Origin of the sequence: Acinetobacter sp., from assembly GCF_041911495.1 — a bacterium.
GTDB lineage: Bacteria > Pseudomonadota > Gammaproteobacteria > Pseudomonadales > Moraxellaceae > Acinetobacter.
In genome coordinates this window covers 38619-53509 of sequence record NZ_JAYROT010000013.1, presented here as the reverse complement: position 1 = coordinate 53509, position 14891 = coordinate 38619, and the positions used below count along the sequence as shown (strand labels likewise).

Here is a 14891-nt window from a genome sequence, read left to right as displayed (position 1 = left end):
TTTGTTACAGTTAATTATAGCGAGCGATTTGCATGTCCAATCCTGCACTACAGGCTTCACCTCAAACTGCGATTTTAAAAGAACTTCTTGCCAAGCGCATTCTGATTATTGATGGTGCAATGGGTACCATGATTCAGCGTCACAAGCTCGAAGAAGAAGACTATCGAGGTGAGCGTTTTGCAGACTGGGCATCCGATCTTAAAGGTAATAATGATTTATTAGTCCTGACCCAACCGCAGATTATCCAAGGCATTCATGAAGCGTACCTCGATGCGGGTGCCGACATTATTGAAACCAACAGCTTTAACGGTACACGTGTGTCGATGTCGGATTATCACATGGAAGATCTCGTCCCTGAGATTAACCGTGAAGCGGCTCGTCTTGCGAAAGCTGCCTGTGAAAAATATTCCACACCTGATAAGCCTCGCTTCGTTGCAGGGGTGCTTGGACCGACATCACGTACCTGTTCGATCTCGCCGAATGTCAATGATCCTGCATTTCGGAATATCACCTTTGATGAATTAAAAGAAAATTATATCGAAGCGGCGCATGCTTTAATCGAAGGCGGTGCGGATATTATCCTGATCGAAACCGTGTTCGATACTTTGAACTGTAAAGCAGCGATCTTTGCGGTCAAAGAAGTGTTTAAGCAAATCGGTCGTGAGCTCCCGATGATGATTTCGGGTACGATCACTGACGCATCTGGGCGTACTTTAACAGGTCAAACGGCGGAAGCCTTTTGGAATTCTGTACGTCATGGCGATTTACTGTCAATTGGTTTTAACTGTGCGCTCGGTGCAGATGCGATGCGTCCACACGTCAAAACCATTGCTGATGTGGCGGATACTTTTGTGTCTGCGCATCCGAATGCAGGCTTGCCGAATGCCTTTGGTGAGTATGATGAAACGCCTGAGCAGACCGCCGCATTTCTGAAAGAATTTGCTGAAAGTGGTTTGATCAATATCACAGGCGGTTGCTGTGGGACAACGCCTGATCATATCCGAGCGATTGCCAATGCGGTCAGCGGCATTGCACCTCGTCAAATCCCTGACATCAAGCCTGCGTGTCGTTTGAGTGGTTTAGAGCCATTTAATATTTATGATGATTCATTATTCGTTAATGTCGGTGAGCGAACCAACGTCACAGGCTCGAAGAAATTTTTACGTTTAATCCGTGAAGGAAATTTCGCTGAAGCACTGGAAGTTGCACAGCAACAAGTCGAAGCAGGTGCGCAGATCATCGACATCAACATGGATGAAGGCATGCTCGATTCAGAAAATGCGATGGTGCATTTTCTCAATTTAGTTGCGTCAGAACCTGAAATATCACGTGTGCCGATCATGATTGACTCCTCGAAATGGGAAATCATCGAAGCAGGTTTGAAGTGCGTACAAGGCAAAGCCGTCGTTAACTCGATCTCGTTAAAAGAAGGTTATGATGAGTTTGTCGAAAAGGCACGTCTATGTCGTCAGTACGGTGCAGCGATTATCGTCATGGCATTTGATGAAGATGGTCAGGCAGACACAGCGCAGCGCAAAAAAGAAATTTGTCAGCGTTCTTATGACGTTTTGGTCAATGAGGTGGGCTTTCCATCGGAAGATATTATCTTTGACCCGAACGTGTTCGCAGTCGCAACAGGGATTGAAGAGCATAATAATTATGCCGTGGATTTTATCGAAGCCACAGGTTGGATTAAGCAGAACCTACCGAATGCCATGATCTCTGGCGGTGTGTCAAACGTCTCGTTCTCGTTCCGTGGTAATGAGCCTGTGCGTGAAGCGATTCACTCGGTGTTTTTGTATTATGCCATTAAACAAGGCATGACCATGGGCATCGTCAATGCGGGGCAAATGGCGATTTATGACGATATTCCTGCCGAGCTGAAAGATGCGGTTGAGGATGTGATTCTCAATCAGAATCAGGGAGAGTCGGGTCAGATTGCTACTGAAAAATTACTCGAAGTTGCGGAAAAATATCGTGGACAGGGTGGTGCGACAAAAGAAGCAGAAAACCTTGAATGGCGTAATCAATCTGTAGAAAAACGTCTTGAATATGCACTGGTCAAAGGCATTACTAGCTTTATTGATGAAGATACTGAAGAAGCACGCCTGAAATCTAAGCGTCCACTCGATGTGATTGAAGGACCACTGATGGATGGCATGAATGTGGTCGGTGACCTGTTTGGCTCGGGCAAAATGTTCCTCCCGCAAGTGGTGAAATCGGCACGTGTGATGAAACAAGCGGTGGCATGGCTGAATCCCTTCATCGAAGCTGAAAAGGAAGAAGGGCAGTCCAAAGGTAAAGTGCTGATGGCGACGGTCAAAGGTGATGTGCACGATATTGGTAAAAATATCGTAGGCGTAGTCTTGGGTTGTAATGGCTATGACATCGTCGATCTTGGTGTGATGGTGCCTGCGGAGAAAATCCTACAAACGGCGATTGAAGAGAAATGTGACATCATCGGCTTGTCAGGGTTGATTACCCCAAGTTTGGATGAAATGGTTTTTGTCGCCAAAGAAATGCAACGTAAAGACTTTCATTTGCCATTACTGATCGGCGGTGCAACCACGTCTAAAGCACATACTGCAGTGAAAATCGAACCACAATATCAAAATGATGCGGTGATTTACGTGGCGGATGCCTCTCGTGCGGTCGGTGTGGCAACCACGTTATTGTCCAAAGAAATGCGTGGTGCATATATCGAGGAGCAACGTCAAGAGTACGCAAAAATCCGTGAACGCCTCGCCAACAAACAACCGAAAGCCGCCAAACTGTCTTATGCGGAATCGGTAGACAATGGCTTGAAAATTGAGTGGGATGCCTATGTACCGCCGAAGCCAAACTTCATCGGGCAGCAGACCATTACCAACTATTCATTAGAAAAATTGGTGCCGTATTTCGATTGGACACCGTTCTTTATCTCGTGGAGTCTTGCAGGAAAATTCCCGAAAATCCTTCAAGATGAAGTGGTTGGTGAAGCGGCGACGGATTTGTACAATCAAGCGCAAACCATGCTCAAAGACATTATCGAGAATCAACGCTTTGATGCACGTGCGGTATTTGGCATTCATCCTTCCAAACGTACTGGTAAAGACACCGTGTCGGTCTATGATGAAGCGGGTAATGTGACGCACAGCTTTGAACATCTGCGTCAGCAGTCGGATAAAGTGACAGGTAAACCGAACTTGTCTTTGGCGGATTTTATCAGTACATCTGACAATCAAACCGATCATTTGGGTGGCTTTACGGTGTCAGTCTTCGGTGTAGAAGAGATGGCAAATGAGTACAAAGCCAAAGGCGATGATTATTCAGCGATTTTGGCACAGTCTTTGGGTGATCGTTTTGCCGAGGCCTTTGCTGAGCATCTGCATGAATTGATTCGTAAAGAATATTGGGGCTATCAAGCGGATGAAAACCTTGATAATGAAGCCTTGATCAAAGAAAAGTATGTTGGGATTCGTCCTGCGCCAGGCTATCCTGCCTGCCCTGAGCATTCGGAAAAAGCGGTGTTGTTCGACTGGCTAGATTCGACTAATCAGATCGGCACGCAATTGACTGAACACTTCGCCATGATTCCGCCGTCGAGCGTGAGTGGATTCTATTACTCACATCCGCAAAGTGAATACTTTAACGTCGGTAAAATCTCTCAAGATCAGCTTGAAGATTATGCCGAGCGTAAAGGTTGGTCACTGGATGAGGCGAAACGGTGGTTAGGTCCGAACTTGGATGATTCTATTGTTTAAACTTAAGCAATAAGGAATCCCTTCAATTGAGGGGATTCTTTATTTTTTTAAATTGTTGGTATTTCTTGTAAGTTGCGTTTACCAAATTCCGCTAAATATAATGCGTTTTCAAATTCATGAAAAATATCCATGCTATCATAAAAAATTCGACTTACATTAAATGCCTGCTTTAAAATGTCCTCTTTTGATAATGTTAATGTATTATTTGCTTTATCCAAGATGTATAAAATATGAAAAAAATTAAAAAAATGGCAATCTGCGAACATTAATCCACGATTTTCATTACTGTAAAAACTACGTCCATCACTAAATTCTTCAGTAAAGTCATCTAATTTTTTGTTAATAGATCGTATGTCATTAGTTTTCGATGGATTATTACTAGAAATTTTTGCATTTAACATAACAGGGAGTACTGCATTCATTACATTAGACGTATGTAGTGATCCATAGTCAAATTGTGCTATAGAAACTTTAATAATTTCACGATCTTTCTTAAATAGCTCTACACCATCATTAAATTTAATATTATTAAAATTATTTAAAACACGTTTGTGACGATTTGCTTGAATCTGTGATGCTATTAAAGAATCACATAAATCTTTTAAAATGGCTATTTCATCACCACTTTTTGCTTTGTTTGTCAGAACTTTTTTCTTTGATTCCAAAAATACAACTCTATCATCAAACTCAATAACAATGTCTGTCTCAAGAGTTTTATTTTCACGTATGCCTAATACTTTAATTTGCTTGTGAGTTAAGTTATATTTACCTTCAGTATTCAAAACGTTAATACTTAACAAGGAAAGCTTATCTGTGATAATCTTCTCTTGTAATAATCCCACATGATTATCAATGTCAAATTTGCTACCATCTTCCAATTTTTTTAAATCTCTCAATATAGTCATTAAAGTTGTGTAGAAACCCATTGCAAAAAAAGTTTTATGTAATAATAGATATTTATTTACATTTTCAATGTTTACTTTAACAAATGGTTTGTGAAAATAATTTATTTTAGAAAAATTAAAAACCTGATCATAGTTTTTATTTGCAGATCCCTCATGACTTAAATCATTTAGAATGTTGTTCAGTATCATTTCGGAGTACTTGTCACACAACTTTTCGTAACTTATTGTTTTGTTAAAAACTATAATATCTTTATCTTTTAATTCTGACATACACAAATCAAAAATTTCAATAATGATATTTACTTTTGTTAGGATGTTGTTGGGAATACCTATATTTTCTATAGATTCTTTTAGCTTTTTAGATAAAAACAATACATGCAAAGGATTATATTGATCAATTTTATAAATCTGATCTAATTGAGAATATCTTCGAAGAATTCTTAAAATATCAGTTTTGTCAGAGAACGTTGTAGAAAAATCATGACCTGTATGTGATAGTTCTAGTAAGTGAGCTAGGTGTAATGAGTAGTCAAAAATATCTTGTATTTCCTTTGGTGTTTTTTTATTATCGTATTCTTTGCTGCATAGATGCTTAACCCCCAATCTAAATAACAGTCCTAAAGGGAATATTTTTTCGCTACTATTATCGTTGTAGTGAGACTTAAAGAAGTATAATCCATAATCTTTTTTATAAGATTTAATAAAATCAAAATAGTAAAATATAAAATTCATCCCTATTTTTGAGATTTTTAGATCGATGAGTTTAAATACATCATTAATCAACTCAATGCTATAAGACCCATCTTTAAATTTAACTTTAAAACCTTTTTTTCTAAAGAAAATAAGAGCTTGGTAGACCTTACTATCCATCGAATTTAGAGAAGTATCATGATCTAAAGATGCTTGAATAGCATACCTATTACTTTTTTCTAACTTTTGATAAAAAATTGTGCAAGCTATAAATTTGATCCATTGATTTTTATTATCAGTAAATTCTTCTCGTTGCTCAAATTTATTATTGTATTGATCAACTAATTTGATTCGCTGGTCAATACAGCAACATAGAACAACTACTTTATTTAAATCATCTTGTCTGCTTCCATTCCACCAATATTGCATCTTAAATCTATTTTTTAGTTCATGTATTTTTTTAATATTAATCCCTTGTCCATCCAACAAATCAAACATATATGTTTTAAATTGTTGATCTAAATTTGTATAAGTTGAATCTTTACCATCAGTTTCTATAAGTAGCTCTTCAGAAAGAAATTCTTCTTTTTTTAAATGTACGGCTTGTTGAAACAATTCTTCGAATTCTTTATATGTCCAACTCATATAGCTTTTTTCCATTAACGGTATGTGTTGAAACCCATAATAGATCATTCGGGCATAAACTTCACCACCTCAATATTAGGAATACATTTATAGTGCTTATCATTTGCGGTGAGTAGCATTTCACCAAACTGTACCGCAGTTGCACCAATCAGTGCATCAGCCATTTGCATCGAATGGCTAAGCCCATATTCTTGAACATAAAACATGGCGCGAGCAGAAATTTCTTGATCGATATGAATGACGTGAACATTCCAATAGTGCATCGCTTTTTGGAATTGAAGGCTTTCTTGCTTATTACGCATGCCTTGGAGCAGTTCCATATACGTCACCGCAGATATACTAAACGGAATATTTTCTTCCACGATGGTTTTTGCAGACTGCTTACCACGTAAATACCAAATCAATACATCGGTATCAATAATCAAAACTGTCTACCTTTACGTAGATTGCGGACGGTATCTTCTACAGATAAATCATTATCTTGATCTTGCCACATCGCAAAAATATCTGAACTTGCATCCTGTTGTTCAATCGGTACAATTTTCGCTAATGCTTTGCCACGATAAGTCACAGTCACTTCTTCTCCACGTTGAACTTGGTGAATAATTTTACCTGATTGAATGCGTAGTTCTTTGGTGGAAACCTGCATGGTATAACTCCTAAAGTGTGCACTTTAAAGTATACACATTGAGCAATGTATTGCCAATATAGATTAGATGAGTTATTGATAAGAGCGCTTATAGATCAAAAAAGGTTTACACAAACGTCCGTTTATATTTTTCATGAGTTTCAATATTACTGAGCTCATCCTTTTCATCCCACACTTGCAACTCCCACGGGAAGTAAAAATTCGATTTGTTCTTAAAGTAAATATGTAGTCCTCGATAGCCGTCTTTATCACGGAAATACCAATTTTTTAAGCCGTACTTTTCTTGCCAGTCATCTAACTGCTCGCTGATGGCATCGACTTCGGCAGTATTGACGATGATTCTTGCACCAAAAATATCGTTGAGCCAATTATTTACAGGATATTGGTCTGTATTTTCTGAAAACCGAGCAATTTTGTCATCAATGCTTTCCAGCGTTTTGACCCGATAATAATACTGTAATAAAAATCCTGTTTTATTTTTGATCAAATAGTCGTTGATACTTTCGTGTAGATTTAAACGGTATTTGGTGATGTGAGGATAAGGAACACGAGCAACAGTTTTAGATAAGTTGACCTTTTCAATACGTCCAGTATCAAAGTAATCTTGAGAGAAGTCAGCATGAATTTTATTAATGGTTTCAATCATTAATTCAACTTTTTCTAAGGTACTTTTGCTCATTCCATTCTCTACTTCTTAAAATTCGACAACAGCGCCGAAGTAATTGAGGTATTGTTTTTCACCACTCTGGTTTTTTTCGCTTTTGCCGATTGGTCTTTGACTCTTTCGATACGGATCGCGCGCAACTTATCTTCATTCTCGATCACGATAAATTTCACCCGTTCATTGCGCTTCGGTTCGCCATCTACCAAAGGAAAATCAGAAATATGAAAGAAAATATCCTGCTCAAGCCCATCAATAAAACCAAAGCCACGATCGGCATTGTATTGTTTGATGCGACCTTGATGAAATTCAGATTTCATAGCGATTTCCTTGATGGTGGGTGATTAAAGTTTAACGACGAGTTTATATGGTCTGAAAAACCGAAAGGCGACGCAAATAAACATTATAAAGCAAAGTGGTTAACTTCAAAATCAGCGGTTAATTATGAGTAGTTATTCAGCAGATTACTGCAACTGTGTCCACTCGACTACCACTTGATCATCACCGCCCATCAGCGTCCATTCACCATCCATGATGTTGAGTTGCAGTTGCATGGTGCGCTCGCAGAGTTTTTGAATCTCTGCTGTGGTATTTTCAGAGAGTTGCCACACTTCGACATTTTTTAATGTTTTCAGTTTGGCGCTGCGCTTATACCATTCTGCGACTGCACTGCCATAAGTAATCACCGCAACTTGATCACAGCGTGCACTGGCTTTTTTCACTTTATCTTCATCAGGACTACCGACTTCAATCCATTTCTGCAACTGACCTGTGAGGTCTTTTTGCCATAGCGCAGGCTCATTGGTTTCAAACAAATCTTTGGTAAATTCTAGTGCCTCGTCCGCATAACGTGCATATGCCAAAATTCGCACCATCAAACGCTCAATGGTTTCAGAGGGATGCAATGCCAATGTGAGCTGAAAATCACTGTAATTATGGATATCCATATCGGCAATGTTTAAATCTGCTTTATAAATGGTTGCTTTTAATGCCATGTGCTTATCCTCAAATTTTCGCATAGCATAGCGAATTACGATAGCGGTTGCAGAATAATTTCAAGTGATTTGTTTTAAATGAATTTTATAGCAATTTGCTTTATAGCTCTCGCTGAGCACGCCAATTTTTTTGATTAATCAGGAATACCCACCAACCCAAAGCTGCGCCCATGAGTTTGACGATTTGAAAGGTGAAAGGCGCAAAAATGGTTGCAAACAGAATTGCAGGAAAATTCTTCCATGACAAAGAAATTCGAGTCCAACGATGATAGAGCCACATGCCCCAACAATGATAAACCAAGTCCAAAGTCATCTTGCCAAGAATGATCAAAAGTATAGCGTAAAGCACAGGATTCGGTTGTGTAAAATCCACTTGAGCAATTAATATTCCAAGAATAATAAATGCACTCAATCCTAAAAATGGCTGAATTGCATCGAACATCTTCATCGGTAGCATCAAGCGTCCGACCGCACCATATTTATGATTTGCCATCATATCGAGATAGGCAAACTGCGTCTGCAAAAAACCACCAAACCAGCGCTTACGTTGATGGAAAAAAGCTTTAAAACCATTCGGTGCATCGGTTACGCCATAGGCTTGTCCTGTGATGCCGACAGTCCAGTCGAAATCGTGCTCCGATGCATAGCGATAGATACGATGATTGAGCTCATAATCTTCCACCATGCTGTCAGGATCAAAGCCACCAACTTGTTTCAATACCTCAGTACGGTAAATCGCAAATGCACCTGAAACCAAAAGTAGGGCATTGGCTTTGTACCACGCACCACGAGAAAGGAAAGAAAAGATGTATTCAAACTGCTGAAAAAATTCAAAAAAGAAATTGAATAATCTTGAAAAACGATTGGGGCGACAGACTGGTTGAAGCACACCACCTGAAGCCACAAGATTCGGATTGTTTTGAAAATCAGTGATGAAAGCTTGCAGTGCATTTGGTGCAATCACGGTATCTGCATCCAGTGTTACCATGAGATCGCTGTCAATATAGGATAACGCACTATTTAGTGCTTTCGCCTTGCCTTGAGAAGCTTGGCGAAGGATATAAAGATTTTCGTGATGAGTTGATTGGATCAAACCTTGCGATGTTACGAGCCCATAATCTTGTTCGAGCAAATGTGCAGAATGATCCGTAGAGCCATCGTCAATGATATAGATTTTCGCTTTCACATCTTGCTGTGCAAAAAGCGCTTCAATACATTTGGGTAAAATTAAACTTTCATTTCGTGCAGGAATCAGCACACTAATGGTTGGGTTATTTATGATTGTGCTGTGAGCTAGGGTTTGAATTGAATTTTGAGTTGTAATTTTAGCGAATGGGAAAATATGACGTTGTGTGGCGAGATGTCGAGTTTGAAATAGAACAAAGAAAATTAACCAAACATCATAAGCCAAATAAAACAAGCCTGCCGACCACGCCCAAATCCCATCAAGAAACCACCATGCACCTGCACTCAATACAAAGAGCATCAAGCAAAGGAGCATGATGAATGTTGAGAGTAGATTTAAGCGAGAGCGATGGAAAGCCATTCAAAGCCTAGAAATAAAATGCGGTGCTGACGTGGTAGCGATTATACACATGGCTTGAGATGAAAAGCGTTAATCTTGGTGAACCACCGTTTGAAAACGCATTAATCTACGATGAACAACTCACCATTACTTCAGGTTGATCACTTGGCAATGGCGCAAGGTCTTCGGCTCGTTCAATCTCAGCTTGCTTTTCAAACGGTTTGCTCAGCAAAGTAAATAAACGCTCAACTTCGGATAAGTCATCTTTTTCCGCCAGTTCGATTGCACGTTGCGCCATATGATTGCGCAAAATATAGATTGGATTGTGTTGTTGCATATTCAATTGCAAACTATCTTGATCGGCATCTTTACGAATCGCTTGATATATGCTCAGAAAGTCATCAAAGGCACGGGTATCAATACAATCATCTCGAAGGACAGTATAAGCGTGATCGGTCAAACGACGGAAACTGGTGGTATAGTCCAACTGCTCAGCTTGTAGAATCCGCAAAAATGCCATGCCACTATCAAAACAGCGTTCATCATCATGTGGCAAGCCCATTTTCTTCGCCAAACCTGAACGGTAATAATTCAGAAATGCAGGTTCGAAATCTTCAAGACAAGTCGCCAAATCCGCTTTGAATTGTTCTTTATCTTGTGCATTTGCTAGTTCTGTATTGGCTAAGCGAATCAAATTATTCAGCCATACCCAAAGATTCCAATGGGCAATACTTGGTTGATTTTGATAGGTATAGCGTCCTTGATTGTCCGAATGATTGTTCATCCAGTTCGGGCGGAATCGTTCCATGAAACCATACGGTCCAAAATCTAAAGTCGAGCCTGTGATATTCAAATTATCCGTGTTCATCACGCCATGCGCAAAGCCGACCAACTGCCAACCTGCGATCATGTAAGCGGTACGATCAATCACTTGTTTTGCCATAGCGAGGATAGGTGATTCAGCGTTTAAACAATCAGGATAATAATTTTCCAAGCAGTGTTGAGCAAATTCTTGCAATAGATCAGGTTGATATTGATTAATCCACTCAAAATGACCAAGACGAATATGACTATCCGAAGTACGTAGTAAAATCGCCGACGGCTCAAATTGCTCACGACGGATTTGTAATTCATGGGAATAAATAAAACCAAGCGCATTGCTTGATGGCACATGCAGATGATGTAGCGCATGTCCTGCAAGGTATTCTCGAATTACTGAGCGTAGTACAGCTCGACCATCACCCATACGAGAGTAGGGCGTAAGCCCAATACCTTTGAGATGTAAATCAGTTAATTTTTGCTGTTGATCTAAGACTTGCCCGATTAACAAGCCACGTCCATCGCCAAGCTGTCCTGCCCATTGACCAAACTGATGCCCTGCGTAGACCATTGCCAATGGGTCAGCTTCATTGGGTAAATTGGTGCCATTGATGATATTGACCCAATCGGCTTGCTCTGCTTCTGTCCATTGCAACTGCTCAGCCAAAGCATGGTTAAAATGTCCTGCCTTTGGTTTTGGTAGACTTTCTACAGGCTGTTTATGAAAAAGTTTTGGGCTGAGCGTGGCGTAGCGATTGTCAAATTGCATGGATAAGTTCCTTGAAGCAAGACGACTACTATAGCAATTTTAAAAAAGTAAGTATTGTGGGAAAGTTTTAATACGACTCGTCAGGAAATAAAAAAAGCTTTCCGAAGAAAGCTTTTAAGTGAATTGGTGGTGAGCTTATTAGATACGTTTTGCTTCTTTACGTAATGAACGAAGCATGAGCTCTACACGTTGACTTTGTTCAATCAAGTTTTGCTCAACAGCGTGGAATTCTTGTTTTAGCTTGATATCCATCTGATGAATACGCTCTGCAACAGCAACTTTTTTCGCTTGTAACTCTTGCTCTTTGAGCTTTGCCCATTCATTGAGTGTGTGCGTAAACGTTTCGTATTCATCAGCAATTTTCAGCTTCATTTGCGCAATGTCTTCATTGACGTTATGACCAAAGATTGCCAAATTTTTCTCTGCATATTTAAACTTCATGGCAAGCTCAGCACGCTTGATATTAAAGCTTGGAATACGACGCAGGTTTTTGGTCAGACCAACGGTAGATAACGACCAAATCAGCCACTTTGTTGGGTCATATTGCCACCATTTCACGCCATTACGATAGTCATATTGGAAGATATGATGGTAGTTGTGATAGCCTTCGCCCCACGTGAAAATCGCCAACCAAAAGTTATCACGTGCTGTATTTTCATCGGTATATGGACGTTTGCCCCACATATGGCACAGCGAATTGATAAAGAAAGTCACATGATGGCTTGCGATCAAACGCAATAAACCGCCAAGCAACATCACACCCCAGAAGTCACCAACAGCCCAACCCACTAACGCAGGAATACCGAGATTGGTCGCAAGCACCAGTGGAATATAGTAGTTGTGTTGGAACATGACTAACTTGTCATTGAGTAGGTCGGGAACATTTTTATAATCAGTTTGACTACTTGGATAATCACGAAGCATCCAACCAATGTGCGAATACCAAAAGCCTTTTTTCGCAGAGTATGGATCACGTTCAATATCATCGACATGACGATGATGGACACGGTGTCCAGATGACCAATACAAGATGCTGTTCTGAATCGCAAAAGTCCCTGCGATCATCAATGCAATACGCACAGGCAATGACGCTTCATAAGTGCGGTGCGCCCAAAGACGGTGATAGCCCGCAGTAATGCCTAGACTACTCATCGCTAAAAGCAACACAAAACTGACCCATGCAGCAACTGAAAAGTCGTGCGAATAGGTATAGAGAGGGATCAAGATCAATGCGGCTAAAGGTGTACCGAGTAAGACAATGGTGCCCGGCCAGTTAATCGGCGCTTTGCCTTTAGGCGTGATGTTTTCAGATGACATCTATTTGGTTTCTCCATTTCCACCAAAAAATCTGTAAAAGCTTTCGATGTCGAGTCGAGCTTTTGGTGCGAGTATCATAGCATTAGCATACAGTTGTACACTAATAAAAAATGATGAATTTGTGTCAAAACTCTACATGAAATCTTCATAATTTGGGTATATGCTGAATTCATTGATTTTTTGTCAAATTGCGAGTTTTTGGAGGATACAATGCAACCATTATCGACACTAAAAGCATCCCGCAAGCAGGGGGCGGAGGCTTCGATAATTCCTTCTACGATGCTATCAACAGTCATTTTGTCGGCAAGTGTATTACTTTTGACTGCCTGTCAGTCCACACCTCAAAAAACACAATATCAAACAAAAAATACCGCACAGAAGACAACAGGTCTAACCCGATTGGAAATCTCAAAACGCACCGTGCCGATCATCAAAAGTAAAGATGGTGTGCAAGATATTCCGTGGACGATCACTCAAGTAAAATATAAAAAAGCACTCTATTTCAACCAAATGCCAAACATTCTATTGCAATCGAATAGTCAGAGATTGGTTGGTAGCACAGGCTGTAATGCGCTGTTTGGAACATATCAAATCAATGTTCCAAATCGGACGCTTTCGATTGATGCTAGCGCAGGATATGAAAATTGCAACAATGCTTTAGCACAAGAAGCAGACTTGATGGACGCATTGAAACGTGTAGAAAAATTCGAAATCACCGCACAGGGCATTCGATTTTATGATGCAAATCGTCAAATTGTAATACAAGCTGAGCAACGCTAAAGATTGCCCTTGAATAAATTAGAGTTGTTCGAGCATCAACTTTGGAAAATCTGTAATCAGCCCATGAATGCCAAAATCTCTCAAAGCTTTGGCACGCTCAACATCATTGACCGTCCATACACTGGTTTTCAGTCCTGCTTGATGGCTTAAATTAATCAACGCTTGGGTGGCAAGCATATCTTTCCAACCGATACGATCGCAGCCAAAATTCACTGCCGTTTCAATTGCATGTATTCCAAATGGAAACTCCACCAAAAAGCCACGATCGAACGTAGATTGACGCTGTTGCAGTGCGGTTAAAATTTTCACATCAAAGCTGGTGATGGTCACATTAAGCGCATCATTCGCCAAAGCCGTTTCTAAATATTCAACCAATTGATCAGCTTGTTCTTGGGTGTCGACGGCTTTGACTTCGACTTCGATATGATTAAAGTCATGACAAATTTGCATCACTTGAGAGAGTAATGGTAAGGCTTCAGGTTGATGCCAATCAGGAATCGTATGGGCAAGGTTTAATGATTGAATCGCTTCATTCGAGGCGTTGGCAAGCATCAAATCGACTCCAGTCGTTCTGAGAAAGTGATCATCATGAATAATCACCAATTCCTGTTGCTTGGAGAGTCGTACATCAAACTCTACCGCACGAATGCCCAAGTCACGTAAATATTGAAAACCACCTAAGGTATTTTCTGGGGCTTCACCACGTGCGCCACGATGTCCAATGATTTGCATAAAGGCTCAATTTAAAGATGAATAGATTTTCAACTTATCTTAGCATTTGCACGAACGATTAATACTGCAGTACCTAGATTTGATCGTTGATATTTTTTTGCCACAGTACCTCAGTACCGCCTGATTGATGCTGTAATGTGCGAGATGCGACAAAAAACCAATCGGATAAACGATTTAGCAATTGCAAAGCAGTGGCTTGAATATTCTGATCACGCTCTGCAAGGCTAATCAACTGGCGCTCGGCACGGCGACACACTGCACGAGCTTGATGTGCATAACTACATGCAAGCGTACCACTCGGTAGGATAAAGTCTTTGAGCATTGGCAAGTTTTCATTCATCTGATCAATGTCATTTTCCAAAAAATCAATACATTTTTGCTGTAACAGTTGATAGTTGGGAATACAGACTTCACCACCAAGATCAAACAACCAGTGTTGAATAAGACTTAATTTTTTGTCCCAATCTTGGATTATTTTCGCATCATCCAATCGGCTACTTTGAATCTGAGCACGCAGTACGCCGACGACTGCATTTAACTCATCAATATCGCCTAAAGCGTGAATGCGTAGATCATCTTTAGCTGTGCGTGAGCCATCACCAAGTCCTGTGGTGCCTGTATCGCCAGTTCGGGTGTAGATTTTGCTGAGTCTGTGTCCCAT

General features: G+C 40.2%; 13 protein-coding genes. 2 read left to right on the top strand and 11 right to left on the bottom strand.

What is annotated here, in order from left to right:
• Window positions 1-32 precede the first annotated feature (32 nt).
• Window positions 33-3743 (top strand): methionine synthase, encoded by a 3711-nt coding sequence (gene metH, locus ACE3PQ_RS01440; RefSeq protein ID WP_374294559.1) that lies wholly within the window; start codon window positions 33-35, stop codon window positions 3741-3743.
• Window positions 3744-3790: 47 nt separating this feature from the next.
• Here metH and ACE3PQ_RS01435 read toward each other — a convergent pair whose 3' ends face one another.
• The 9 genes from ACE3PQ_RS01435 to ACE3PQ_RS01395 form a co-directional block, all read right to left on the bottom strand.
• Window positions 3791-5983: a hypothetical protein gene (locus ACE3PQ_RS01435; protein WP_374294557.1), complete on the bottom strand. Its 2193-nt coding sequence runs from the start codon at window positions 5981-5983 to the stop codon at window positions 3791-3793.
• Between the two features lie 44 nt (window positions 5984-6027).
• Entirely contained in the window at window positions 6028-6408 is a 381-nt protein-coding gene (locus ACE3PQ_RS01430) for a type II toxin-antitoxin system VapC family toxin (protein ID WP_374294555.1), read from the bottom strand.
• Window positions 6405-6632, bottom strand: a complete 228-nt coding sequence (locus ACE3PQ_RS01425) for a type II toxin-antitoxin system Phd/YefM family antitoxin (RefSeq protein ID WP_374294553.1) — start codon at window positions 6630-6632, stop codon at window positions 6405-6407. Before ACE3PQ_RS01425 ends, ACE3PQ_RS01430 begins: the two co-directional genes overlap by 4 nt.
• A gap of 106 nt (window positions 6633-6738) precedes the next feature.
• Window positions 6739-7311, bottom strand: coding sequence for a GTP pyrophosphokinase (locus ACE3PQ_RS01420; RefSeq protein ID WP_374294551.1), 573 nt, complete (start codon window positions 7309-7311; stop codon window positions 6739-6741).
• An 8-nt stretch (window positions 7312-7319) separates the two neighbouring features.
• Window positions 7320-7613: a cold-shock protein gene (locus tag ACE3PQ_RS01415; RefSeq protein WP_374294549.1), complete on the bottom strand. Its 294-nt coding sequence runs from the start codon at window positions 7611-7613 to the stop codon at window positions 7320-7322.
• A gap of 144 nt (window positions 7614-7757) precedes the next feature.
• Window positions 7758-8288, bottom strand: a complete 531-nt coding sequence (locus tag ACE3PQ_RS01410; protein WP_374294547.1) for a YaeQ family protein — start codon at window positions 8286-8288, stop codon at window positions 7758-7760.
• A 100-nt stretch (window positions 8289-8388) separates the two neighbouring features.
• Window positions 8389-9834: a glycosyltransferase family 2 protein gene (locus ACE3PQ_RS01405; protein WP_374294544.1), complete on the bottom strand. Its 1446-nt coding sequence runs from the start codon at window positions 9832-9834 to the stop codon at window positions 8389-8391.
• 106 nt (window positions 9835-9940) lie between these two features.
• Window positions 9941-11401, bottom strand: a complete 1461-nt coding sequence (locus tag ACE3PQ_RS01400) for a YdiU family protein (protein ID WP_374294542.1) — start codon at window positions 11399-11401, stop codon at window positions 9941-9943.
• Window positions 11402-11539: 138 nt separating this feature from the next.
• Window positions 11540-12718, bottom strand: a complete 1179-nt coding sequence (locus tag ACE3PQ_RS01395; protein ID WP_374294539.1) for an acyl-CoA desaturase — start codon at window positions 12716-12718, stop codon at window positions 11540-11542.
• Window positions 12719-12928: 210 nt separating this feature from the next.
• Between ACE3PQ_RS01395 and ACE3PQ_RS01390 the strand changes: the two genes are divergently transcribed.
• The gene (locus tag ACE3PQ_RS01390) at window positions 12929-13498 is read left to right on the top strand and encodes an META domain-containing protein (RefSeq protein ID WP_374294538.1); all 570 of its coding nucleotides are present in this window, start codon (window positions 12929-12931) and stop codon (window positions 13496-13498) included.
• Between the two features lie 18 nt (window positions 13499-13516).
• Here the strand turns inward: ACE3PQ_RS01390 and ACE3PQ_RS01385 are convergent, their stop codons facing one another.
• Together ACE3PQ_RS01385 and ACE3PQ_RS01380 are read right to left on the bottom strand one after the other, a co-directional pair.
• Window positions 13517-14230, bottom strand: a complete 714-nt coding sequence (locus ACE3PQ_RS01385) for a glycerophosphodiester phosphodiesterase (protein WP_374294536.1) — start codon at window positions 14228-14230, stop codon at window positions 13517-13519.
• Window positions 14231-14303: 73 nt separating this feature from the next.
• Window positions 14304-14891 (bottom strand): cob(I)yrinic acid a,c-diamide adenosyltransferase, encoded by a 588-nt coding sequence (locus tag ACE3PQ_RS01380; protein WP_374294534.1) that lies wholly within the window; start codon window positions 14889-14891, stop codon window positions 14304-14306.

Coding starts and splice junctions, on each gene's coding strand:
- metH (WP_374294559.1), top strand. CDS start 33: ATGTCCAATCCTGCACTACAGGCTTCACCTCAAACTGCGATTTTAAAA.
- ACE3PQ_RS01435 (WP_374294557.1), bottom strand. CDS start 5,983: ATGAGTTGGACATATAAAGAATTCGAAGAATTGTTTCAACAAGCCGTA.
- ACE3PQ_RS01425 (WP_374294553.1), bottom strand. CDS start 6,632: ATGCAGGTTTCCACCAAAGAACTACGCATTCAATCAGGTAAAATTATT.
- ACE3PQ_RS01420 (WP_374294551.1), bottom strand. CDS start 7,311: ATGAGCAAAAGTACCTTAGAAAAAGTTGAATTAATGATTGAAACCATT.
- ACE3PQ_RS01415 (WP_374294549.1), bottom strand. CDS start 7,613: ATGAAATCTGAATTTCATCAAGGTCGCATCAAACAATACAATGCCGAT.
- ACE3PQ_RS01410 (WP_374294547.1), bottom strand. CDS start 8,288: ATGGCATTAAAAGCAACCATTTATAAAGCAGATTTAAACATTGCCGAT.
- ACE3PQ_RS01405 (WP_374294544.1), bottom strand. CDS start 9,834: ATGGCTTTCCATCGCTCTCGCTTAAATCTACTCTCAACATTCATCATG.
- ACE3PQ_RS01400 (WP_374294542.1), bottom strand. CDS start 11,401: ATGCAATTTGACAATCGCTACGCCACGCTCAGCCCAAAACTTTTTCAT.
- ACE3PQ_RS01395 (WP_374294539.1), bottom strand. CDS start 12,718: ATGTCATCTGAAAACATCACGCCTAAAGGCAAAGCGCCGATTAACTGG.
- ACE3PQ_RS01390 (WP_374294538.1), top strand. CDS start 12,929: ATGCAACCATTATCGACACTAAAAGCATCCCGCAAGCAGGGGGCGGAG.
- ACE3PQ_RS01385 (WP_374294536.1), bottom strand. CDS start 14,230: ATGCAAATCATTGGACATCGTGGCGCACGTGGTGAAGCCCCAGAAAAT.
- ACE3PQ_RS01380 (WP_374294534.1), bottom strand. CDS start 14,891: ATGGGACACAGACTCAGCAAAATCTACACCCGAACTGGCGATACAGGC.